The organism is Paraburkholderia sp. RL17-373-BIF-A (assembly GCF_046030175.1).
Lineage (GTDB): Bacteria > Pseudomonadota > Gammaproteobacteria > Burkholderiales > Burkholderiaceae > Paraburkholderia.
This window is the reverse complement of the sequence record NZ_JARESO010000010.1, coordinates 1-22,383: the sequence shown is the minus strand read 5'-3', so window position 1 is coordinate 22,383 and position 22,383 is coordinate 1. Positions and strand designations below refer to the sequence as shown.

Annotated in this window: 19 protein-coding genes; 12 read left to right on the top strand and 7 right to left on the bottom strand. The window is 64.7% G+C overall.

Features of this window, described 5'->3' with window-relative positions; all coding sequences use genetic code 11:
- Positions 1-154 precede the first annotated feature (154 nt).
- On the bottom strand, positions 155-2,440 hold the full coding sequence (locus P0D80_RS14495; RefSeq protein WP_408284723.1) for a hybrid sensor histidine kinase/response regulator family protein: 2,286 nt from the start codon (positions 2,438-2,440) through the stop codon (positions 155-157).
- Positions 2,441-3,153: 713 nt separating this feature from the next.
- Here P0D80_RS14495 and P0D80_RS14490 point away from each other — a divergent pair.
- From P0D80_RS14490 to P0D80_RS14455, 8 genes are all read left to right on the top strand, one after another.
- Complete coding sequence (locus tag P0D80_RS14490) at positions 3,154-3,522, top strand: response regulator (protein ID WP_132383375.1); 369 nt, start codon at positions 3,154-3,156, stop codon at positions 3,520-3,522.
- Complete coding sequence (locus P0D80_RS14485) at positions 3,515-4,138, top strand: chemotaxis protein CheC (protein ID WP_132383373.1); 624 nt, start codon at positions 3,515-3,517, stop codon at positions 4,136-4,138. Before P0D80_RS14490 ends, P0D80_RS14485 begins: the two co-directional genes overlap by 8 nt.
- Positions 4,135-5,073 carry a sensor domain-containing diguanylate cyclase gene (locus P0D80_RS14480; protein ID WP_132383371.1) on the top strand — a complete coding sequence of 313 codons (939 nt, stop codon included), beginning with the start codon at positions 4,135-4,137 and terminating at the stop codon, positions 5,071-5,073. The genes P0D80_RS14485 and P0D80_RS14480 overlap by 4 nt, the downstream gene beginning before the upstream one ends.
- Positions 5,074-5,347: 274 nt before the next feature.
- Positions 5,348-6,196 carry a presqualene diphosphate synthase HpnD gene (hpnD, locus tag P0D80_RS14475; protein WP_132383369.1) on the top strand — a complete coding sequence of 283 codons (849 nt, stop codon included), beginning with the start codon at positions 5,348-5,350 and terminating at the stop codon, positions 6,194-6,196.
- Positions 6,197-6,200: 4 nt separating this feature from the next.
- A complete protein-coding gene (hpnE, locus tag P0D80_RS14470; protein ID WP_408284719.1) occupies positions 6,201-7,469 on the top strand; it encodes a hydroxysqualene dehydroxylase HpnE in 1,269 nt (422 codons plus the stop codon).
- Positions 7,466-9,496 carry a squalene--hopene cyclase gene (gene shc, locus P0D80_RS14465; RefSeq protein WP_408284717.1) on the top strand — a complete coding sequence of 677 codons (2,031 nt, stop codon included), beginning with the start codon at positions 7,466-7,468 and terminating at the stop codon, positions 9,494-9,496. Before hpnE ends, shc begins: the two co-directional genes overlap by 4 nt.
- Positions 9,497-9,499: 3 nt before the next feature.
- The gene (locus P0D80_RS14460; RefSeq protein WP_408177578.1) at positions 9,500-10,231 is read left to right on the top strand and encodes a phosphorylase; all 732 of its coding nucleotides are present in this window, start codon (positions 9,500-9,502) and stop codon (positions 10,229-10,231) included.
- A gap of 144 nt (positions 10,232-10,375) precedes the next feature.
- Positions 10,376-10,855, top strand: coding sequence for an acyl-CoA thioesterase (locus P0D80_RS14455; protein ID WP_408284713.1), 480 nt, complete (start codon positions 10,376-10,378; stop codon positions 10,853-10,855).
- A gap of 130 nt (positions 10,856-10,985) precedes the next feature.
- Here P0D80_RS14455 and P0D80_RS14450 read toward each other — a convergent pair whose 3' ends face one another.
- Both P0D80_RS14450 and hpnN read right to left on the bottom strand, forming a co-directional pair.
- Positions 10,986-12,014 carry an MlaA family lipoprotein gene (locus tag P0D80_RS14450; RefSeq protein ID WP_408284710.1) on the bottom strand — a complete coding sequence of 343 codons (1,029 nt, stop codon included), beginning with the start codon at positions 12,012-12,014 and terminating at the stop codon, positions 10,986-10,988.
- 2 nt (positions 12,015-12,016) lie between these two features.
- The gene (hpnN, locus tag P0D80_RS14445; RefSeq protein ID WP_408284708.1) at positions 12,017-14,632 is read right to left on the bottom strand and encodes a hopanoid transporter HpnN; all 2,616 of its coding nucleotides are present in this window, start codon (positions 14,630-14,632) and stop codon (positions 12,017-12,019) included.
- Positions 14,633-14,845: 213 nt separating this feature from the next.
- On the opposite strand from hpnN, the gene P0D80_RS14440 reads away from it, so the two are divergent.
- Complete coding sequence (locus tag P0D80_RS14440; protein ID WP_132383355.1) at positions 14,846-15,451, top strand: MlaC/ttg2D family ABC transporter substrate-binding protein; 606 nt, start codon at positions 14,846-14,848, stop codon at positions 15,449-15,451.
- A gap of 121 nt (positions 15,452-15,572) precedes the next feature.
- Here the strand turns inward: P0D80_RS14440 and hpnH are convergent, their stop codons facing one another.
- Positions 15,573-16,727 carry an adenosyl-hopene transferase HpnH gene (hpnH, locus tag P0D80_RS14435; protein ID WP_132383353.1) on the bottom strand — a complete coding sequence of 385 codons (1,155 nt, stop codon included), beginning with the start codon at positions 16,725-16,727 and terminating at the stop codon, positions 15,573-15,575.
- 10 nt (positions 16,728-16,737) lie between these two features.
- Positions 16,738-17,682: a 4-hydroxy-3-methylbut-2-enyl diphosphate reductase gene (gene ispH / locus P0D80_RS14430; RefSeq protein ID WP_408284705.1), complete on the bottom strand. Its 945-nt coding sequence runs from the start codon at positions 17,680-17,682 to the stop codon at positions 16,738-16,740.
- 345 nt (positions 17,683-18,027) lie between these two features.
- On the opposite strand from ispH, the gene hpnC reads away from it, so the two are divergent.
- A complete protein-coding gene (hpnC, locus tag P0D80_RS14425) occupies positions 18,028-18,894 on the top strand; it encodes a squalene synthase HpnC (RefSeq protein WP_408284703.1) in 867 nt (288 codons plus the stop codon).
- A complete protein-coding gene (locus P0D80_RS14420) occupies positions 18,894-20,066 on the top strand; it encodes a glycosyltransferase (RefSeq protein WP_408284700.1) in 1,173 nt (390 codons plus the stop codon). Before hpnC ends, P0D80_RS14420 begins: the two co-directional genes overlap by 1 nt.
- A 61-nt stretch (positions 20,067-20,127) precedes the next feature.
- Here P0D80_RS14420 and P0D80_RS14415 read toward each other — a convergent pair whose 3' ends face one another.
- Together P0D80_RS14415 and hpnA are read right to left on the bottom strand one after the other, a co-directional pair.
- Positions 20,128-20,664, bottom strand: a complete 537-nt coding sequence (locus P0D80_RS14415) for a hypothetical protein (protein WP_408177572.1) — start codon at positions 20,662-20,664, stop codon at positions 20,128-20,130.
- A 137-nt stretch (positions 20,665-20,801) separates the two neighbouring features.
- The gene (gene hpnA / locus P0D80_RS14410; protein ID WP_408284698.1) at positions 20,802-21,812 is read right to left on the bottom strand and encodes a hopanoid-associated sugar epimerase; all 1,011 of its coding nucleotides are present in this window, start codon (positions 21,810-21,812) and stop codon (positions 20,802-20,804) included.
- Positions 21,813-21,977: 165 nt separating this feature from the next.
- On the opposite strand from hpnA, the gene P0D80_RS14405 reads away from it, so the two are divergent.
- The gene (locus P0D80_RS14405) at positions 21,978-22,271 is read left to right on the top strand and encodes an acylphosphatase (RefSeq protein WP_408177571.1); all 294 of its coding nucleotides are present in this window, start codon (positions 21,978-21,980) and stop codon (positions 22,269-22,271) included.
- Positions 22,272-22,383: the final 112 nt, after the last annotated feature.

Here is a 22,383-nt window from a genome sequence, read left to right as displayed (position 1 = left end):
CGCAACGATCATGCCGGGCCGTGCGACGGGCCTGCGCGCCCGCCGGCGCCGACCTGCGCGCGGCGGCGGCGCAAAAAAGCGCGGCATGCCGCCGCCGCGCTTTTACAACCACCGGTAAATGTCAGATTTGGTTCCACGCCCGCCAAGGCGGGCCTTACTCCGCCGGATGCGCCGCCGGGTCGGCGCCCGTCTGCGTCAGATCGTGCTGGATCGCTTGCAGGAGTTCTTCCAGCAAACCGATATCGAAAGGCTTGGAGAGCACACGCACATCCACGTGGCGGGCCCGGTCGAGTTCTTCCGCGTAGCCGGTGACGAGAATGACCGGCAGTTTGGTCTTGAATGCGAGCACCGCCTCGGCCAGATCGATGCCGTTCATGGTGCCGGGCATATGGATGTCGGACAGCACCAGATCGAACGGCAGCGGTTCGCCGGTGCGCGCTTGCCGCGCGTGGGCGTCGTCGAACAGGCGCAGCGCGGTGTCGGCGTTGAAGACGCACGTGACCTGATGGCCCATCATCTGCAGCAGGGCTTCGGTGCCGGCTGCCACTTCCTCGTTGTCTTCGACCAGCAGAATGCGCAAGCCCGGCGGCGCGCCGTTCTCCTCGGCGCCGGTTTCGGGCGGTCCGTCGATCTCCGGCTCAGCCGTGGCGCGTGGCAGATAGAGACGCACGGAAGTGCCCGCGCCGACCGCGCTGTCGATCGCGGCGAGGCCGCCGGAACGCTCGCAGAATGCGAAAACCTGCGGCAAGCCGAGGCCCGTGCCCATGCCTTTCGGCTTGGTGGTGAACAGCGGTTCGAAGGCGCGCGCGAGCACGTCGGGCGCCATGCCCACGCCGGTATCTTCGAGCGACAGTTGCACGAAGTCGCCCGTCAGCGGAAAGCCGTCTTCGTGCCGGAACTGGATATTGGTGGCGCGTACCGTGAAGCGCCCGCCGTTCGGCATGGCGTCGCGCGCGTTCACCGCGACGTTGATGAGCGCCAGCTCCAGTTCCGCGACGTCGACGCGCATCGGCCAGATCTCGACGCCGATATCGATCACCAGCGACACCTTCGCGCCGAGCGAGGCGCGCAGCAATTCGCGGCAGGCCGGCAGCCAGCGTTCGAGCGACAGCGTCTCGTTGCGCAGCGGCTGTTTGCGCGCCACGCCGAGCAATTGCCGCGTGAGCGACTGGCCGTTCTTGAGCGCCCGCTCCATTGCCGACAACTCGCGGTCCAGACCCGTCACGCCGCGCCGCCGCGCAATCTGCACGTTGGCCGAGAGGATCATCAGCAGGTTGTTGAAATCGTGCGCGACGCTGCCGACCAGCGTGCCCAGCGCTTCCATCTTGCGCGACTGGCGATACGCCGATTCGATCGAGCGGCGCATGGACGCTTCGGCCTGCCAGCGCTCCCACGCCTCCTGTTCGGCGCCCAGGCGGCGCAGCGACAACCAGATCACGCACCACAGCGCGATGGACGGCGTGAACATCGACAGGATCAGCACGCCGAGATGCCGGTACCACGCCGCCCAGATCGCCGAGGCCCGATAGCCGCACACCACGTAGACGGGATACGAACCGACGTGGCGGAACGCGAGAATCAGATCTTCGCCGTCGACATTCGAATGCATGCGCACCACGCCGGCCCGCCGTCCCTGCGCGAGCGCCTCGGCGAACGGCGTTTGCGGCGCCATGGCAGTGGGCTCGCGCGGCGTGCGTGGATAGTGCGCGAGGATCGAGCCGTCCGTGCGCACGAGGCTCATGGTCATCGGCGTGCCGCTGTTGTTGCCGCCGAGCAGTTCGCGGTAGAACGCGTCGAAATAGCTCGGCCGCAGCGCAACGGAGACCACGCCGGCGAACGAGCCGTCGGCGGCGGGCCGTTCGACGCCCATGTTGAACACCTGTTCGCCGGCCACGTGTCCCGTCATGACTTTCGACACATGCTCCAGATCCTTGCCGTCGCGAATGCCGGTGAAATCCTCGCGCTCGCCGACCGAGATGACCGGCGACGGCAGGTAGCGGCTGCTGGCGAGCAAGGCGCCGTCGCGCCCGAAAATCGACACGGCGGCCACTTGCGGATAGCCGCCGCCCATGACGCGCAGCTTCTCGTGAATGGCGGCTTCGCGCTCGCGAATGCCGTCGTCGTCCAGACCCTCGGTCAGATCGACGATGCGCGCATCCAGCGTCTCGTTCATGTCGAACACTTTCAGCGCGTGCTCTTCCGCGATCCGCACCGTGCGTAGCGTCATGTCGGTGGCGTCGGCCTCGCGTGTGCGCAGATCGCTGAGCGCCATGGCCGCGACATACACGCAAGGCAGGACGATCGCAGCGATCAGCAGCGCGATCAACGTGATGCGCCGCACCTGAAAATTCTGTTCCGGCACGGCGGGGAACAATGCCTCGTCCTGCCGGTGAGTGGCAAGGCGGCTCGCGGGCGGCGGTTCGAACCGGTCTGGTGTCATTGTCGGTAATGCGAAGGTCGTTCGGGACAGAGGCCGGGAGTCAGCATCATACGAGAAGCATAGACACGGAGCGGCGGTAGAAGTTACCCGCGGCAAACGGACCGCCTCGGGCGGCTGTCGGACCGCCCATCGACTGACGACTCAATTGTCTGCTTTTTAAAACAGCGACGAATCGAGAAGCGCAAACGTACACAAAAGGATGGAAGTAAAAGAATCCCTTCCAAATCTACCAAAAGATTTTCAAAAATAGTATTTAATGGGAAAATCTCTTTAATGAAAGTGAAATTGGCGAGTTGCCTTTCCGCCGTTTTACTTCGAGAATCAGCGCCATGATAAAAATGCGTCCGCCATGTTCGGACGCATCTGCCGCGAGGGCACCCAGCCAGGCCATGCGTACCACGCGTGGCGGAAGGCGTTCGCGGAATCACGTGCGCGGCAAGGGACCAGCCCGATCCACGAAGCCGCGCAGATTCATCTACGGGGTAGGCTTCGAACATGCCGGTCATAGCCGTCGTCCACCGTGCGCGTACGCTTTCAGGCGTTCCCACCGGTTCCGTCCAACGCGCCTCGCCGCGCGCGCTCCCCGCTCGCCTGCAATCCGTATTTCAGCAAGCTTCAGCCGACTTTGACGCTGGTCGACAGACTTCGCGCTAAAGAATCCGCCTCGATCCGCCGTTAACGCGAATGAGCTAATTCCGCTTTCCGACCCGCCCATGCCTTTGCCCATTGTGATCGCCGATGATTCATTGCTTGCCCGCAAAGTGCTCACCAAGGCATTGCCGCCGGACTGGGAGGTCGACGTGTCTTACGCATCGAACGGGCGCGAAGCGCTCGCTCTGTATCGCGAAGGCAAAGCGTCGGTGATGTTCCTCGACCTGACCATGCCGGACATGACCGGCTATCAGGTGCTGGAAGCGTTGCAGCACGAGGATCTGAACACCTTCGTCATCGTCGTCTCCGCCGATGTTCAGCCGATGGCCCAGTCGCGCGTGCGCGCGCTCGGCGCTGTGGCGTTCATCGCCAAGCCTGTGACGCCCGAGGCGGTACTACCCATCCTCAAGGAGTACGGGTTGTATGTCTGAGCCAGTCCTCAACGAAGATCAGCGCGACGCGCTGCAAGAGGTCGCCAATCTGGCGATGGGCCAAGCCGCGACACGTCTGGCGCGGCTGCTCGATGCGTTCATCGAATTGTCGGTGCCGCGCGTGAAGGTGGTGGCGGTCAGCGAGGCGGCGCAGGCGCTGCGGGAGATGACCGGGATCGAGGACACGGTGAGCGCGGTGCGCCAGGGCTTTCGCTCCGATATCAAGGGCGAGGCGCTGGTGATCTGCCGCAGCGACAGCATCGAGCAACTGTGTGCGCTCGTCAGCGACCCGTACTCGCGCTCGTCCTACGAAGCGGTGAGCCAGACAGAGCTGGTGTTCGATGTGGCCAACGTGCTGACCGGCGCCTGCGTGTCGTGCATTCTCGACCAGCTCGGCCGCACGCCGATCTTCTCCGCGCCGGGTTTGCTCGGCGAAGCCATGACGCTCGACGAGGTTTTCCAGCCCGGCGTGCTGCAATGGGAAGTGGCCTTGCTGGTCGAAGTGAATTTCGCGCTCGAGGACCAGAGCTTCCGCGCGCACCTCGTGATGCTGATGGCCGAAGAATCGATTCGCCACATGAACGGCGCGCTCGACGCGCTGCTGTCGAGCCTATGAATGTGCCCGTGGACTCGTTGAGCGATCTGGTGGTCGAACGTGTCGGTTTCGGCATTTTTGTGCTGGATCGCGACATGAACGTGCTCATGTGGAACCGCTTCATGCAGGATCACAGCGGACTGACGCCGGACCAGGTGGTCGGCAAGTCGCTCTTCACGCATTTTCCCGAACTGCCGCGCGTGTGGCTGGCACGCAAGATCGAAAGCGTGTTTCAGCTCGGCAGTTTTGCATTCAGCTCGTGGGAACAGCGCCCGTATCTCTTCAAGTTCGATCACGACCGGCCGATTACCGGCGGCGTCGATTTCATGCAGCAGGACTGCACCTTCATGCCGCTCATGCGCGAGCGCGAAGTGGTGGCCGTGTGCGTGACCATTTCCGACGTCACGCACGTGAGCATCGTGCAGCGCGAACGCGAAGAGGCGGTCGCGAAGCTGCAGGAATATGCCGATCGCGACGGCCTGACCGGCATTGCTAACCGCCGCTTCTTCGAAGCGCGCCTGCGCGACGAATACACGCGCTGGCAGCGCTACGGTGGCGATATGTCGGTGCTGCTGTTCGATCTCGATCACTTCAAGAAAATCAACGACCAGTTCGGCCACGGTGTCGGCGACACGGTGCTGCGCGTGATGGCGCAGCGCGTCGCCGAGGTGGTGCGGGCGCAGGATACCTTCGGGCGGTTCGGCGGCGAGGAATTCGCGTTGCTGCTGCCTTGCACGCCGCTCGACGACGCGATGCGCGTCGCGGAAAAGATCCGCTGCACGATCGCCGACACGCCGGTCGAAGTGCAGGGTACGAGCGTGCCGGTGACGGCGAGCGTCGGCGGCGCGTCGGCGCGGGTCGGCGTGCCTTCGTATGACGTGCTCATCAACGAAGCCGACGCCGCGCTGTATAGCGCGAAGCGGCAAGGACGCAACCGCTCGGTCGGGTTCGTCTAACGCCGCCCCACAGCGGCGTTGCGCCTCGCCAGAGGCGCCGTACAAGCCACAGTGGATGGCGTGAAGCGCACTGTCTGACCCGCTTCAGGCTTCCTTCCGGCCCCTTATCCGCGGACGAAACTGCGGCATCTCACAAACGTTGATATACTTTTCGCCGTTTCCGGCCTCCCAGCCGGGTGTTTCGCGCGTGTCCCCGCGCGCGTGCCGCCGGCCCTGCGGGCAGGCATAAAACTTCTTGAACGCCTTTCAGCGGGCGCCTCCAGCGGAGATCGTCTTGGCTGTTTCCAATCTTGTCGTGGACGATACAGAAATCGACGCCGCTGCCGCCACATCCGGCAGCTCGTTCTATCTCGCAATGCGCATCCTGCCGGCGGCGCAGCGCGACGCGATGTATCAGGTCTACGCTTTCTGCCGCGCTGTCGACGATATCGCCGACAGCGACCTGCCGCCCGCCGAACGCGCCGCCGCGCTCGAACGCTGGCGTGCCGATATCGACGCGTGCTACGCCGGCGCGCCGCGCGCTTCGCTGCGCGCGTTGACGCGGCACATTCACACGTTTCATCTGCAACGCGACGATTTTCACGCGATGATCGACGGCATGGCGATGGACGCCGCCGCCGACATCTGCGCTCCCGATGAAGAGACGCTCGACCTCTATTGCGACCGTGTCGCCAGCGCGGCGGGCCGCCTATCGGTGAGGATATTCGGGATGCAGGAAGAGCCCGGCCGTTTGCTCGCGCACCATCTGGGCCGCGCGCTGCAGCTCACCAACATCCTGCGCGATATCGACGAAGACGCCGGCATCAACCGCTGCTATCTGCCGCACGAATTGCTGGCGCGCGAAGGCATTGCGGTGACGAGCCCCACGCAGATCGCCGACGACCCGTCGCTGCCGCGCGTGTGCGCCACGCTCGCCGAGCGGGCCAAGGAACACTTCGCCGCCTCCGACGCGATCATGGACCGCGAGCCGCGCAACCAGGTGCGGGCGCCGCGCATCATGTCGGGCGTGTATCGCGTGCTGCTCGAACGGACGCTGGAGCGCGGCTTCGACATTCCGCGCACGAAGGTCAGCAAGCCAAAGCTCCGCATGCTGTGGATCGTCGCGCGTTACGCGCTCTTCTGAGCTGATGCAAAAGCTCGTACATGTGGTCGGCGCGGGCCTTGCCGGTCTGGCCGCCGCAGTGCAGTTGCAGCGGCGCGGCGCGCACGTCGTGCTGCATGAAGCGGCTGCCCAGGCGGGCGGCCGTTGCCGTTCGTACTACGACTCCAAGCTCGGCGCGACGCTCGACACCGGCAATCACATGGTGCTGTCGGGCAATGCCGCGACGCTCAACTACGCGCGGGCGATCGGCGCCGCCGACGAACTGGTCGGCCCGGCCCAGCCCGAATATCCGTTCGTGGATCTGGCCACGCGGGCACGCTGGACCGTGCGTCTGTCGCCGGGACGCCTGCCGTGGTGGATCTTCGACCCGAACGCGCGCGTGCCGAACACCGGGCCAGGCGACTATCTGGCGCTCGCGCCGCTGCTGTTCGCCAAACCCGGGCGTAGCGTCGCGCAGACCATGCGCTGCAACGGACCGTTGTGGGACCGTCTGCTGCGGCCGCTGTTTCACGCCATGCTGAACATCGAGCCGCGTGAAGCGTCGGCGGAACTGACGGGCGCCATGGTGCGCGAGGCGCTGCTTGCCGGCGGCCTTGCGTGCCGGCCGCTGGTGGCGCGCAACGGGCTGGGCAGCGCGTTCGTCGATCCGGCGCTGCGGCTGTTGCAGCACGGCGGCGCGGCGATCCGGCTGGGTTCGCGCCTCGACGGAATCGTCTTTGCCGCTGACAACCGCCGCGTGCAAGCGCTGAATTTCGCCGCCGAAAGCATCGCGCTCGACGCGAATCAGGCCGTGATTCTCGCGGTATCGCCGGAAATCGCGCAAACGCTCGTGCAAGGTTTGCGCGCACCGACGCGCTTCGCGGCGACCGTCAACGTGCATTTCGCGGTCGAGCCGCCGTTTGGTTTGCCGCAGGTCACCGGGCTGCTCAACGGCACGGCCGAGTGGCTGTTCGCCTTCGAAGGCCGCTTGTCGGTGACGGTGAACGGCGCTGAGCGGTTGCTCGACACGCCGCATGAAGCACTCGCGGCCACCGTCTGGGCCGAAGTGGCTCAGGCGGCGAGCTTGCCGGTCGCGCCGATGCCGGCCTGGCAAGTCGTCGTGGAAAAACGTGCGACCTTCGCCGCGCTGCCGGATCAGGAAACGCGGCGGCCCGGCACGCGCACTCGCTGGAATAACTTGATGCTCGCGGGCGACTGGACGGCTACCGGCCTGCCCGCGACGATTGAAGGCGCGATCCGCTCCGGCCAGAAGGCCGCGGATACGTTGCTGAATGAACCGATGGAACGCCGATGAACGATTTATCTCAAGCCCAGCCGCTGGACGCCGTGCTGTCCGATTTCGCCGACGCAGCGCCGGGCGCGTCCGCGCCGGCTGTTGAGGACGATGTGCCCACGGCATCGCTCGACGCCGCGATCACGCGCGCGACCGATGCGATTCTTGCCGCGCAGAAGGCGGACGGCCACTGGGTCTACGAACTCGAAGCCGACGCGACGATTCCCGCAGAATACGTGCTGCTGGTCCACTACCTCGGCGAAACGCCGAACGTGGAACTCGAACAGAAGATCGCGCGGTATCTGCGCCGCATCCAGTTGCCCGACGGCGGCTGGCCGCTGTTCACCGACGGCGCGCTCGACATCAGCGCCAGCGTGAAGGCGTATTTCGCACTGAAGATGATCGGCGACCCGGCTGACGCCGAGCATATGGTCCGCGCGCGCGAGGCGATTCTCGCCAACGGCGGCGCCGAAACCGTGAACGTCTTCACGCGGATTCTGCTCGCGCTGTTCGGTGTGGTGTCCTGGCGCGCGGTGCCGATGATGCCCGTCGAGATCATGCTGTTGCCCATGTGGTTCCCGTTCCATCTGTCGAAGGTGTCGTACTGGGCGCGTACCGTGATCGTGCCGCTCCTCGTGCTCAATGCGAAGCGGCCGGTGGCGCGCAACCCGCGCCGTGTGCGGATCGACGAGCTGTTCCGCGGTGCGCCGGTCAACACCGGTCCGCGCGATCGGGCGCCGCATCAGCATGCCGGCTGGTTCCGGTTTTTCAGTGGCGTGGACATGCTGCTGCGCGCCGTCGACGGCCTGTTCCCGAAGGCCACGCGCGAGCGCGCCGTGCGCGAGGCGGTGGCTTTCGTCGATGAACGGCTCAATGGCGAAGATGGCCTCGGCGCGATTTTCCCGGCCATGGCGAATTCGGTGATGATGTACGACGTGCTCGGCTATCCGGCCGATCATCCGAATCGCGCGATTGCTCGCCAGTCGATCGAAAAGCTGCTCGTTATCAAGGATGACGAAGCATATTGCCAGCCGTGTCTGTCGCCGGTCTGGGACACCTCGCTCGCGGCGCACGCGCTGCTCGAAACCGGTGAGGCGCATGCCGAACAGGCCGCCGAACGCGGACTCGCGTGGCTGCGTCCGCTGCAGATTCTCGATGTGCGCGGCGACTGGATTTCGCGCCGTCCGAATGTGCGGCCGGGCGGTTGGGCGTTCCAGTACAACAACGCGCACTACCCGGACGTCGACGATACGGCGGTGGTCGTGATGGCGATGCAGCGCTCGGGGACGATTACGCAATCGGATGTCGATCGCGAAGCGATTGCGCGAGCGCGCGAGTGGGTGGTCGGCATGCAGAGCAGCGACGGCGGCTGGGGCGCGTTCGAGCCGGAAAACACGCAGTACTACTTGAACAACATTCCGTTCTCGGATCACGGCGCCTTGCTCGATCCGCCAACCGCGGACGTCTCGGGCCGCTGTCTGTCGATGCTCGCGCAACTCGGCGAACTGCCGCAGAACAGCGAGCCGGCGCAGCGCGCGTTCGACTACATGCTGAAGGACCAGGAATCGGACGGCAGCTGGTACGGCCGCTGGGGCCTGAACTACATCTACGGCACGTGGACTGCGCTGTGTTCGCTGAACGCCGCCGGCATGCCGCACGACGACCCGCGCATGAAGCGCGCGGCGCAGTGGCTCCTGTCGATCCAGAACGAAGACGGCGGCTGGGGCGAGGGCGGCGAGAGCTACAAGCTCGACTACCGCCGCTATGAGCGCGCGCCGAGCACGGCTTCGCAAACCGCGTGGGCTCTCATGGGCCTGATGGCGGCCGGCGAGGTCAATCACGAAGCGGTCGCGCGCGGCGTCGCGTATTTGCAGCGTGAACAGCGCGAGCACGGCCTGTGGGACGAAACACGTTTCACCGCGACGGGCTTCCCGCGCGTGTTCTATCTGCGTTATCACGGCTATCGCAAGTTCTTCCCGTTGTGGGCGCTGGCGCGCTTCCGCCATCTGAAGCGCAACGGCCTCACGCGCGTCGCGGTCGGGATGTAACGGATGCCGCTATCCACCCCGCCGTCAGCCGATGACGGCCGCAGTCCCTTGCCGGTGATCGTGGTGACGGGCATGGCGTTCGAGGCGCGCATCGCCCGTGGCGAAGGCGTCGAGGTCGTCTACGCGGCGCGCGCCGATCTGCTGGAGCGCGCGTTGAGCGCGGCAGTGGCACGAGGCTGTTCGGGCATCATCAGTTTCGGCACGGCGGGCGGTTTGGCGCCGGATCTGCAGCCGGGCTCGCTGATCGTTGCGGATGCCGTCGACGGGCCATTTGGGCGCCTCCAGACCGATCGGCCATGGTCCGACAGGCTCGCGGCCGCGCTGGCGGCCGGGCCGCTCTCCGCGCGTTTGCGGCGCGGTCTCATGGCGGCCGTCACCGCGCCGCTGGTGACGGCGGGCGACAAGGACGTGCTGCATCGCTCGAACGGCGCTTTGGCGGTGGATATGGAGTCGCACATTGCCGGCGCGAAGGCCGCCGCGCATGGGGTTCCGTTTGCCGTGTGCCGCGCGATCGTGGATCCGGCGTGGCGCACGCTGCCTTCCGCGGCGACCGCCAGCCTGCGCGACGACGGCAGCACGGCGCTCGGGCCGATTCTGCGGGAATTGATCCGGCAGCCGTCGCAACTTGGCGCGCTGATCCAGGTTGCCATCGACGCTCGGGCGGCGCGCCTCTCGCTGGTCCAGGCACGGCGTGCGATGGGCGAGGCCGGGGCCTTGCGCATGGCCACCATCTGAAGCGCGCGTCACGACGGCGCTGTCCCTTTTATCAGCAGATATTGAAATACTAGGGAAAACCCTTAGATTTGGTACAATGTCAGTGTTAACCCTAGGTCGTGCTGCCAAGCGCGCGGCCCAGGTGCCTCGAACACGGAGTACCGAATGAATTTCCACACCAGAAAGTGGGTCAAGCCCGAAGATCTGAACCCCAACGGCACGCTGTTCGGTGGCAGCCTTCTGCGCTGGATCGACGAAGAAGCCGCGATTTACGCCATCTGCCAGCTCGAAAATCAGCGCGTCGTGACCAAGTTCATGTCCGAGATCAATTTCGTCAGTTCGGCGCGGCAGGGCGACATCATCGAACTCGGCATGACCGCCACGCATTTCGGCCGCACCTCGATCACGTTGCGCTGTGAAGTGCGCAACAAGATCACGCGCAAAAGCATCCTGACCGTGGAGAAGATGGTGTTCGTCAATCTCGACGAAAACGGCGAGCCGGCGTCTCACGGGCGCACGCGGATTCGTTATGCGGATGAGGCGTTTGCCCGGTATCGCGAGGATTCGGGGCCGGTGTCGCAAGGCGCGGTTGCGGTCGAAGAAGAGCGGGTTGCGCCGCGCGCCGAGGTGGATAGCCTGCATTGAACCGGTTGATTGGCTCTAACCCAGACTGCGGCGCGTTGCACGCCGAAGTTGTAGCTTGTCCTGTCTTGGCCGGCGTCTAGCTCGGCTTTACGGGGCGCCCGTTCTGGGCGCCCCGCCTGAATCCCGATACTTATTGCGTCACCGGCGCTGAGGCCGGCTGGGTGCTGTCGGCCGGCGCTGCGGAAGGCGCCGCTGGCGGCGTCGGTGCGGCCGTGCCTGAAGCGCCGTTGGGTGCCGCAGCCGGCGCGGCCGGCTGCGTCGAGCCCGCTGCGCCGCTCGCGGGCGTCTCACCCGGATCGGTGTAGTTGGGCACGCCTGCCGGGGCGCCCGTGGCGGCGCCAGAGGCCGCATTCGGGGCTTCCGCGGCGTCGCCCGGATCCGCGTAGTTGGGCAGAGCGCCTGCTGCCGGCGCGCCCGCTGCGGGCGCCGACGAGGCGCCGGAATCGCCCTGATCGTCATAGTTCGGCAGCGGCGCCGCGTTGTCGCTGGTGCCGCGCAGACGCGCACGACGTTGTTGCGTGTAGGCGTCGCGCACGAACGAGTACTTGTCCAAGGCAGCCTGTTGCAGCAGGTCCGACGCACCCAGCAGGTCGGAGCGCACGCTCACGAACTGCAGCACGTACAGCGGATTGCGCACCGCCGGCTCCATGTAGTTCAGCGGGTTGAACTTCACGTCGACGATAAGCCCCATGCTGTCACGCACTGTGCTCGGTCCGAACAGCGGCAGGACTAGATACGGGCCCGACGGAATGCCCCAGTGACCCAGCGTCAGACCGAAATCCTGATGATGCTTGGGCAGCCCGGCCGGTGTCGCCCAATCGAGCAGGCCACCCAGACCGAAGGTCGAATTGAACGCGAAACGGACGAAGTCCTCGGTCGCGTCGGTGATCTTCAACTGCAGCAGCGCATTCGCGGCATTGGTCAGATCGCCCAGATTCGAGAAGAAGTTGCTCACGGCGGTGCGCAACGGTTGCGGCGTCACCTTCTGGTAACCCTTCGCCACCGGAACGGCGACGTAGCGGTCCAATCCGTCGTTGAAATTGAACACGGCCCGGTTCATCGGCTCGAGCGGGTCGCCGGGTTTACGGTCGGGGCCGGTGGCGCAGCCAGAAATCAAACCGATGGCGACGAGTGCCAGCGCGGTGTTACGCAGCTTCATGCTTATATTCCTTTTTGCTTCGCGGGACGTGAGCGCGGCTTGCCCATCAACACGGGTTGAAACACCACTGCGCCGATCAGTGTGCAGAACAACGAGAGCGCCAGCAGGCGCCCCATACTGGACGTCCCCGGATGGTGCGACAGCCAGAGGCTGCCGAACGCCGTCGCCGTGGTCGCCGCGCTGAACAGCACAGCGTGCGTCAGGCTCGACTGCAGGAGGCCAGTCTGACCGTGGCGCCACGCCATCACGAAGTAGATCTTGAACGCTACGCCGACGCCGAGCATTAGCGGCAAAGCGATGATATTCGCAAAGTTCAGCGGCATGCCGAATACCACGCACAACTCGAGCGTCACGAGCGCCGACACCAGCAACGGAACCAGCGTGCGCAGCATGTCGCCGATGCGCCGCAGCGCGATCCACAGCAGGATCGCAATCGACACGAGCGCGTAGCCGGCGGCCTGCAGGAACGCCTTGATGATAGTGTCGGCCGAATGCAGGATCGAAATCGGCCCGCCGATCGCGCCCGGCTCCGCCTTCTTCACCGCGTGGGCGAAGTGCGCGAGCATGACGTCGTCATTCGGATCGGTGCCGGGTTTCACCTTCGGCGAGATGTCGACGAGGGCGCGGCCGTCTTTCGAGACCCAGCCTTTGGAGATTTCCTTGGGCAGATTCTCGCGGGTGATCTCGGTGGGTTGCAGCAGGTTGGCCAACTGCTTCAGCGCAATGCGCAGCGTGTCGGACATCGCGGTTTCGGCGCGATCGCGCGTGGCCGCATCGGCGGCGGCTAACTTCTGCAATGTGGCGGACAGATGCTTGGCTTCGGCGGCGCCTGGGCCCGGGTGATCGTCGGCGGCGAGCGAGAGCTGGTTCGACGCGCGCTTGAGCGCGGCGACGCGCACCGCGTCCGTCGCTTGTGGCGCGGGTGGTTGCTGCAGCGCGGGCAACAGCTGCTGCGCGGCGCTCGCAATCAGCATCAGCTTTTGCTGCTGGTCGGCGGGAACGAAGGTATCGAGCGTATTGACGCGGCCCACTTCCGGCAACGTACGCAGACGCGCGGCCATGCGGTCGGCGTCGGCGAGCGACGGTGCCAGCACATGGACGTTGTTGACCGCCGCTTCCGGCGAATCCTTCAGCGACAGCAGCGTCGCCATCGACTCCGTGTGCGGATCCTTCAGATGCAGCGGGTTGAAGTCGAAGCGCAAATGCGTGAGCAAGGGCGTGGCGCCGATCACGACGATCAGCGTGCCGATCAGCACCGGCTTGCGATGGTGGTCCAGGAAATCGTCGACGGGCGCGAGCCGCTTGAAGCCTGGCGAACCGGCTTCGCCGGGCGGCCGGAAGATCTTCAGCAGGGCCGGCAGCAGCGTCATGTTGGTGAAGTACGCGACGAACATGCCGACGCCCGCGATCTCGCCCAACTCGGACACGCCGCGGTAAGCCGTCGGCAGGAACGAGAAGAAGCTCAACGCGACGGCGACCGCGGCGAGCGTGAGCGGCACGCCGATACTGTGCGACGTATGCATGAGCGCGGCGGAAAGACGGTTGTCGCGATTGCGCTCCTCACGATACTTGACGCCGAACTGCACGCCGAAATCGACCCCGAGCCCGACGAATAGCACCATGAAGGCAACCGAAATCATGTTGAGCGCACCGACCAGCATCAGGCCGAGCGCCGCGGTGATCGCGAGTCCGACGAACAGCGTGATGAACACGGCGGCGATCATGCGGCCCGAGCGCAGGGCCAGCCACAAAATGATCAGCACGACGATGAAGGTGCCGATGCCGTTGAGCACCGCGCCGTCCTTGACCGACGCGAACTCTTCGTCGGCGAGCGGCTGTTCGCCCGTCAGACGGACGGTGGCGCCGAAGCGCGAGTCGAGGTGCAGTGCGGCGGCGGTGTCGCGGATCGACTTCGAGGCCGTCGCGCCCGGCTCCAGCGCGTCGTAGTTCACGACCGGCTGCACGATGACGAAGGCGCGCGCCGGCTCGGTGGCCGCGCTCTTGTCGACCAGCGCACGCCACGAGAAGGCGGCCGGCTGGCCGGCCAGCACGCGGTCGAGCGTAGCCGCGCTTTGCGATAGCAGATGGCTCATGTCGCCGAGCTTCACCTGACCAAGCTGAAGCGGCAGCAACAGACTCGTGGTCAGCGTACCGGCAAGGCCGGTCAGGCTGGGATCGTGTGCGAGGGCGTTGACGAGCGGGCGCGACTGGACGAGCTGCGAGGTGGTCGACATGACTTCGTCAGTCGACGGGAACAGCAGGCCGTTGTGTTCGAAGAACGGACCGCCGGCCGGCTGCGAAACCGCTACGAACTCCTTCGGATCGGCCTTGAGCGCCGTGGTCAGGGCTTGCGCGGCGGCGTCGGCGAATTCCGGCGCGCGCGCTTCGACGACCACCAGCACGGTTTGACCGCGATCCGGGAACGCCTGGTCCATGGCATTTTCGAGCGACGACCATTGCTTGTCCGTCTCGACGAGACGGCTGATGTCCGTGTTGATCTTGAAGTTATAGACAACGTAGAAACCGCTCAAAACGGCGAGCACGAGCGACAGCGCGACGATCCTCATCGGATGACGCACTGAATAGGCGACAAGACGGACAATAGATGACTTCAGCATGTAGGCGAACGTGGCCTTATCACGGTTGTTGTTTTTGACGAAAGTGCACAAGTATACAGAGCCGGAGGGCTCAGTCTCCGGTTCGGTAGCAAGTGCGGCTCCCGCAGACGCTCTTCGGGGCGGGAACGCAATCTCGGTATACTGGTCTATCCTGCGTTCGCTGCGTGCTTGCAAGCCCGGCGGCGCTTACTTCTTTCAGGTTCTGTCGAGCGTATGAAACGTTATCTGTCTGCTTTTCTGGCTGCGGCCGTGGTATCCACCGCGGCATATGCGCAAAGCGCGCCCGACGCGGTTGTAAAAAGTGCTGTCGAGGGCACGGTGGCCGCGATGAAGGCTGACCCGCAGGCGCGCGGCGGCGACATGGCGAAGATCACCCAACTGGTCGAGTCACGCTTCCTGCCGGCCACGGACTTCCAGCGAACCACGCGGATCGCGGTCGGCAAGGCTTGGGCTACCGCGACACCCGACCAGCAAAAGCAGCTGTACGAGCAGTTTACGCTGCTGCTCACGCGCACTTATGCGGCCTCGCTGTCGCAACTGCGTGATCAGGACGTGAAATTCAAGTTCTTGCCGGTCAACGTTCCGGCCGGCGCCAAAGACGTTGTCGTGCAGTCGCACGTGTTGAGCAACGGCGGCGATGATGCGATCGACTATCGCATGACCAAGGGTGCCGCCGGCTGGAAGGTCTACGACATCAACATGATGGGCGCCTGGCTGATCCAGGTGTATCAGACGCAATTTGCCGATCAGATTTCCAAAGGCGGCATCGACGGGTTGATCAAGTTTTTGACCGCTCACAATGCGCGCAGCGCGGGGTGACGGTTGATGGCCTGACGTCGTGCGTGAGGCCTGAGGTATAAAAAAAGCGCGGTGGCTTGCTGGCCACCGCGCTTTTTTGTATTCACGACCAGGGGCGGTGCTAGACCGCCCCATCGACCGCTCAGTGTGCCGCCGTCGCCGTCTGCACTTTCTTGCCCTTGCCGGACACCTTGATCTCTTCCAGCTTGATCTCGACGTGGCGGGAGAAGACATACTCGGCCGGACGCTGCTTATCCAAAGGAATGTCCTTGGTGAACGCGCCCGACGTCTTCGGACCGCGCAGGCTGACCTTCAGCGCCTTCAGCGGATGCGCCACCGTATCCATCACGGCGGTCGCTTCGAAGCCGCAGTGCACCATGCAGTCGGCACACTTCTCGTAGTTACCCGTGCCGTATTTTTCCCACTGCGTGGTTTCCATCAGTTCCTTGAAGGTCTTCACGTAACCTTCGCCGACCAGATAGCACGGCTTTTGCCAGCCGAACACGGTACGCGCCGGGTTGCCCCACGGCGTGCACTCGTATGTCTGATTGCCGGCCAGGAAGTCGAGGAACATGCCCGACTGGCTGAACGACCAGTTCTTGCCATTGTTGCCGCGCTTGAAAATCTCGCGGAACAGGTGCTTGGTCTTGTCGCGGTTCAGGAAGTGCTGCTGATCCGGCGCGCGCTCATACGCATAACCCGGCGAGACGGTGATGCCGTCCACGCCCATCGGGCCCAGCGTGTCGAAGAACGCGGCGACGCGTTCCGGCACGGCGTCGTTGAACAGCGTGCAGTTGATGTTCACGCGGAAACCGCGGCGCTTCGCTTCCTTGATGGCGGCGACAGCCTTGTCGTACACACCTTCCTGCGACACCGAGTGATCGTGCGCCTGCTGATCGCCGTCGAGGTGAACCGACCAGACGAAGTAAGGATTCGGCTCGTAGTCGTCCATCTTCTTTTCCATCAGCAGCGCGTTCGTGCACAGGTACACGAACTTCTTGCGCGCGATGATGCCCTTCACGATCTGCGGCATTTCCTTATGCAGCAACGGCTCGCCGCCTGCGATCGACACCACCGGCGCGCCGCATTCGTCGACAGCGCCGAGGCATTCTTCCAGCGACAGACGCTGATTCAAGATGGGATCCGGATAGTCGATCTTGCCGCAGCCATTGCAGGCGAGATTGCAGCGGAACAGCGGCTCCAGCATCAGGGCGAGCGGGTAGCGTTTGTTCCCGGACAGATGCTGACGCATGATGTATGCGCCGACCCGGACTTTCTGTAGCAGCGGAATAGACAAGACGTCCTCCTTAAACTTCGCGTGCAGCGAGTGGTTGCATCAGCTTCGATGGCAACTTGAATTCGACTTTTTCTTCACGGCCCGCCATCGTCGTGACATCGACAGGCCCCAATGCGCTCAGCGCATCGATTACGTTTTTGACCATCTCTTCCGGCGCCGAAGCACCGGCCGTGATGCCGACCGTTTGCACGCTCGCAAACCATTCCGGCTTCACTTCCGAACCGTCGGCGACGAGATAACTCGCCACGCCGCTTTCGCTGCCGATTTCGCGCAGCCGGTTCGAGTTCGAACTATTGGTTGCGCCCACCACCAGCAGCACGTCGACCTGTTTGCTCAACTCGCGCACCGCTGCCTGGCGGTTCTGCGTGGCGTAGCAGATGTCGCGCGTATCCGGACCGACGATGTCGGTGAAGCGGCGCAGCAGGGCGTCGATAATGCCGCGAGTGTCGTCCACCGACAGCGTGGTCTGCGTGACATAAGCGAGCGGCGTGTCGAGCGGCAGGTCCAGATGCGCGACCTCGGCCTCGCTCTGCACCAGCAGCACCTTGCCTGGAATCTGGCCGATCGTGCCTTCCACTTCCGGATGCCCGGCGTGGCCGATCAGAATCAGCGTGCGGCCGGCGCTGACGTATTGGCGACCCTGCACGTGCACCTTGGTGACCAGCGGGCAGGTCGCGTCGAGCACGTCGAGACCCCGCGCTTGCGCGTCACGCTCCACGGTTTGAGCGACACCATGAGCGCTGAAAATCGCCACGGCGCCCTGCGGCACTTCATCGAGTTCCTCGACGAAGCGCGCGCCCTTCTGGCGCAAATTGTCGACCACGTGGCGATTGTGAACAATCTCGTGGCGGACATACACGGGTGCGCCGTGTTGCTGTAACGCGCGATCGACGATCTCGATTGCGCGAACAACACCCGCACAAAAGCCGCGGGGTTGAGCAAGGATGACTCGCATAAGTTGGCGAACTCCGACTGACGCGGGTTTCGAAGAAGTCGGTAAATATGACTTTATCGCCGCGACCATCTAATTAGTTGACGTCTTGAGCCCCGGCGACGTGCCGGTACAGCAAAACCAAACGCGCATTCTAACGCTATCAGGCCGGCTTTGCTTCGGCGGCGCCCGGTGGGTGTTGGGCAGACGCCGCAGCAGCGGATCGATGCCCGGCGCCCTGAGCGGCTGGTTGCGGCAATGCGGATGTGGCAATGATTGCACGCTGCAACGGTTTGACGGAACCCTTAAACTACGTAGTCCTGCGGCGCGTGGGCGCCCGCCTTACAAAAGGGTTTCGAGGCTCGCTGGATGGACGTCGATCAATACGAAAACTTTCCGGTCGCGAGCGTGTTGCTGCCAAAGGCGCTGCGCGCGCCGATCGGCATTATCTACCAGGTTGTCCGCACCGCCGGCGACATTGCCGACGAAGGCGACTGGAGCGCAACCGAGCGGCACGCCCGTCTCGCCGACTTCCGTGCCGGCCTCGACGCGGTGGCGGAGCGGCGCGCGGCCCCGGTCCATCCGCTGCTGTTCGGCAAGCTCGCCGGCGTGGTCGCACAGTATAAACTGCCGCTCGCGCCGTTCTACGATCTGCTCCACGCGTGCGGCCAGGACATCGACACCAGTCGTTACGCCGACCGCGCCGCGCTGCTCGACTACTGCCGCCACTCGGCCAACCCGCTCGGGCATCTGATGCTGCATCTGATCGGCGCGGCCACGCCGGAGAATCTCGCCGACGCCGACGCGATTTGCACGGCGTCGCAGTTGATCAGCTTCTGGCTGGACGTCTCCGCCGATTGGAAAAAGGACCGCGTGTACCTGCCGCGCGCCGATATGCGGCGCTTCAACGTGACCGAGGTGCACATCGCCAACGGTGTCGCCGACGAAGACTGGCGGGCGCTCATGGCGCACGAAGTGTCCTTCGTCCGTGAGACGCTGGTGCGCGGCGCGCCGCTCGCGTTGCGAATTCCAGGGCGGCTGGGCCTCGAGTTGTGTGGCGCCGTTCACGGCGGCCTGCGCTTTCTCGAACGGATCGAGAAGGCGGGCTACGACGTGTTTCACGAGCGGCCGGTGCTCAATACGTTTGACTGGTGCGTCGTCGCGGCCCGCACCGTGGTGATGTGGCTGTCGCGGCGCGTCGGCGTGCAAGCGCGTTCAATCGAGGGTAATGCTTAATGGCGGTGGTTCTGTTTCTTCTTTCGTGTCTCTCCTTGCTGATCTGGTGTGTGTTGCTGTTTGCGCGCGGCGGTTTCTGGCGCGCGCGCCCCGCTGCGCCGCTGACCATCGAGCCGCGCGCAACGTGGCCGGCGGTGGCGGCCGTGGTACCGGCCCGCAATGAAGTCGATGTGATCGCCGAGGCGGTCACCACGCTGCTTGAGCAGGACTACGAAGGCGAATTCCATGTGATCGTCGTCGACGACCACAGCACCGACGGCACCGCCGACGCCGCTCGCGCGGCCGCGTTGCAGCTGCAATGCCCGGACCGTCTGACCGTGCTGAGCGCGAAGCCACTGCCGCCGGGCTGGTCCGGCAAGGTGTGGGCGCAGTCGCAAGGTATCGAGGCCGTGCGCACGCTCGGCTTGTCCGCGGACTTCCTTCTGTTGACCGACGCCGACATAGGCCATCCCGCCGACGCGGTCGCACAACTCGTCGCGCGTGCGGATGCGGAACAGCGCGATCTCGTCTCGCTGATGGTGCGTTTGCGCTGCGATTCGTTCTGGGAAAAGGCGCTGATTCCGGCCTTCGTCTTCTTCTTTGCCAAGCTGTACCCGTTCTCGTGGGTCAACAACCCGCGCAATCGTACGGCGGCGGCCGCGGGCGGCTGCATGCTCGTGCGCCGTAGCGCGCTGGAAGAAGCGGGCGGCATCGAGTCGATCCGCGCCGAGTTGATCGACGACTGCAGTCTCGCCGCGCGCATCAAGCATCGCGGCACGGGGCGTCATCCGATCCGGCTGGATGTGGCGGCGCGCAGCGTGTCACTGCGTCCGTACGATAGCTGGCGTGAGATCTGGAACATGATCGCGCGTACCGCCTTCACGCAGTTGCATTACTCGCCGCTGCTGCTGGCGGGTACGCTGGCCGGCATGGCGATCATTTACCTGATGCCGCCGGTGGCCGCACTGGTGCTCGGTCCGACGGGCTGGCCGGCGTGGCTCGCGTGGGCGGCCATGTGCTGCGCTTATGCGCCGATGCTGAGCTATTATCGCCGCTCACCACTGTGGGCACCGTTTCTGCCGCTGGTCGCGTTGTTCTATGTCGGCGCGACGTTTGCGTCGGCGGTGCGCTACTGGCGCGGCAAAGGCGGGCAATGGAAGGCGCGGGTTCAGGCGCCGGTGCAGGAACGCTGAAGCAGCGGTCAGCAATCGCAGCGGAATAGAAAAGCGGCGCTCTCGGCGCCGCTTTTTCACATCAGCCTTTGGTGAGCATCATGTAGAGCTGGATCACCATGTCGGGCGAGAACGTGAACGGTACCCAGCCGTGGCCGGTGTGGCGCATGACCAGCAAACGATCGCCGTTCGACTGCTTCTGCACCGCCATGACCGGATTTTTCGTGGACACGAAGCGCCAGCCCGGCGGAATGCCCGGCGGCGGTTCCGGCGTCATCGACGCGCGGGCGTTCGACAACTCTTCGATCAATTGGCCGATCTGCTCCGCGCGCAGCGCGACCGTCTGGCCGCCGATCGTCATGGTGATCTCGTTCTGCGCGGGGCGATTGATTTCGAGCGTGGGCTGAAGCTTCGGAGCCGCCGCCTCGTCTTCGACGACGGCCGCCTCGGTCTCAGTTGCTTCCGCATTGGATTCGGACGCGGCCTGCTGCGCCGGCGCTTGCGGCGCAGCGTGCTCTACGGGTGTCTCGGGGATGTTTTCGGCCTGCGGGGCCACGACAGCCTGAATGAGCTGATCGACGCCCAATTCGAGTGCGCCGAGCTGTTCGTGAAGATTCATGCGAGGTTTCTCTGGTAAGACCCACGATTTTAACTGCTGCGCGTAGGCTTTTACCTGTCGCTAACACAGTGACGTTGTAACAAAATGCTTGCGGCTGCACCGGATCGCCCGGTGCGAGCCGCTTATTCACGCAGACATTACGGCTTCAGATAGCCCGCTTTCCGGAACCAGTCGAGCGCGTCGCTCAAGCCCTGGCGATAGGGCCGGGCGCGATAGCCAAGCTCACGTTCCGCTTTCGCCGACGTGAAATACATCTTGTTCTTCGACATTTTCAACCCGTCGACGGTGACGAACGGTTCGCGTTTCGTGATCTTGGCGACCGCTTCGGCACCCATGGCGAGCGGGTAGAGCGGCCAGCGCGGCAAGCTCAGCGTCGGCGCCTTGCGGCCGGTCAGCGCCGCGATATCCGCGAGCATCTGTTGAAGCGGCAGATTTTCGCCGCCAAGAATATAGCGCTCGCCGATCTTGCCGCGTTCGAGCGCGAGGAAATGGCCGGCCGCAACGTCGTCCACATGCACGAGATTCAGGCCCGTGTCGACGAACGCCGGAATCTTGCCGAGCGCCGCTTCCACGATGATGCGTCCCGTCGGCGTCGGCTTGACGTCGCGCGGTCCGATCGGCGTGGACGGATTGACGATCACCGCCGGCAGGCCGTCTTCGGCGACCATCCGCTCCACCGCGCGTTCGGCCAGCACCTTGCTGCGCTTGTACACGCCGATCGCCTGATCGGCTTTGAGCGGCGAGGTTTCATCGGCCGACTGGCCGGAACTGGTCACTTTCAGCGTGGCCACACTGCTCGTGTAGACGATGCGCTCGACGCCTTCCTTCAGCGCCGCGCGCATGGTCGCCTCGGTGCCTTCGAGGTTCGAGCGCTCGATCTCGCTCGGGTCCGGCGCCCACAGGCGATAGTCGGCGGCCACGTGCAGCAGATAGCGCACGCCGCGCAGCGCGTTGCGCATCGACGCTTCGTCGCGCATATCGCCGATCACAATCTCCGCGTCCAGCGACTCGACGTTCTGACGCGGACTGGTGGCGCGCACCAGCACACGCACCTTGAAACCTTTCTGTTGCGCGATGCGCGCCACCGACGAGCCGACGAAGCCGGAAGCGCCGGTGACGAGCACGAGATCGCGATTCTGTTCGGTCATTCTGTTTCCATTCCCTGCATGACAGTCGACGGATTGTACGTGGCGCGCGCGCCGTGTGTCGTGCGGGTCGTTTCAACGAGACGCGGTTGAACGCGCGCTTTGCCGAGCAAGCTCGCCGCGACACGACTAGAATGCCGGCTTGAAAGTTTGCGAAGAGAGGACGGCATGGCCCCGGATCTGGACCAGCGGATCGAAACGTATTACGTGCGCGTGCGCGGCACCGTGCAAGGCGTCGGCTTTCGCCACGCGACCGTGCGGCAGGCTCACTCGCTCGGTATCAAGGGATGGGTGGCGAATCTCGACGACGGTTCCGTCGAAGCCATGTTGCAGGGCTCGGCCAACCAGGTCGACCGGATGCTCTCGTGGCTGCGTCACGGGCCGCCGGCGGCGCGCGTGACCGAGGTGACCGGCGAAGAGCGCGCCACCGAAAAGCGCTACGAGCGTTTCGAACAGCACTGAGCGGCCGCACGTAGAACACGCAAGACACGCAAAATCAAAAGGCGGCGCGCCATCATGCACGATTGCGCGCCGCCCTGTTTTGGTGGGCCGGGGTGAGTCAGCCGCCCCCTCA